Below are 1188 nucleotides of genomic sequence, written 5' to 3'. Positions count from 1 at the left end.
TGCGTGGGCGGGGTTGAGGGTGTAGTTCCAGTCGCCGTGGAAGCGGTGGCGGTGCATCGGCAGGGCGTCGATCTCGGCGTCGGAGACCTTGATTCCGGTTTCGTAGGCGCCGGTGTCCAGATGGGCCTCGACCCGTAGCCCGGTGCGGGTGGTGGTCGCGGCGATGCTGTTCACGATGACGTCGTGGCTGGTCAACGGTCTGCCGCGCCAGTTCATGCTGATATGGGAGAAGAGCCGGTGCTCGATCTTGTTCCACTTCGACGTGCCCGGAGGCATGTGGCAGACCGTGATCTCCAGTCCCGTCTCGGCGGCGAGCGCGGCGAGTTCGGTCTTCCAGGCGCGGGTGCGGTGGCCGTTGGAGCCGCCTGCGTCGGCGGTGATCAGAAGCCGGGTGGCGGCCGGGTAGTCGTGCCGACCGCGGGCCTGCCACCAACGCTGGATGGAGGCGACCGCGAACGTTGCGGTGTCGTGGTCCGTGCCGACATTCACCCAGCCGGTGTTCGCGGCGATGTCGTAGATCCCGTACGGGATCGCCTTGCCCGGTCCCTGCCGGTCGAGGAAGTCGTGCGTCCTGACCTTCACCGGCTCGCCGGTCGGCCGCCACTCGCGTCCGGCGTTCTTGTACTCGCCGACCATCTCCTTCTTCTTGGTGTCCACGCTGATCACCGGCTGTTCGGTGTCCATATGGGCCTTGGCCTGCTCGTTGATGTAGTGGAACTGGGTGTCGCGGTCCGGGTGTTGGGAGCCCTCGATGGTCTTGGCGTTGGCCTGCAGGCTGAAGCCTTCCTCCCGCAGCAGGTCACCCACCGTGTCGGCGCCGACCTTGTGCCCCAGGCGGGTGAGTTCCTCGGCCAGTTTCCTGGTCGACTTCGTCGTCCAGCGCAGCGGTGACATCGGATCCCCGCGCGAGTCCGGCTCAACCAGGGCGAGCAGGGCTGGCCGGAGTCTCGGGTCTATGTCGGCTGCTTTCTTGCGCCCGCCCCCGGGTCGGCGAACCCGTCCCAACGGTTCCGCCTCGGATTCCAGCTCGTCCACGCCCCTGCGGACCGTGGTCTCGCTGGCCTGGGCCGCCCGCGCGACGGCCCGGATCCCGCCATGGCCCAGCAAACGGGCCTCGGTTGCCATCAGCAGACGCCGCTGCCGCTCGTCGAGGTGCGGGAACAACACTGCAAACTTCAGGGCGAGTTG

The 1188-nt window shown here is 67.8% G+C and carries 1 protein-coding gene; it reads right to left on the bottom strand.

Annotated elements, in window-relative coordinates; translation table 11 throughout:
* Nucleotides 1-1188 (bottom strand): ISAzo13 family transposase (locus tag ACWCPY_RS43320; RefSeq protein WP_451274704.1); only part of this gene is annotated, 1188 nt, incomplete at both ends.

The organism is Streptomyces sp. NPDC002403, from assembly GCF_053593015.1.
This window is presented reverse-complemented; position numbering and strand designations above follow the sequence as displayed.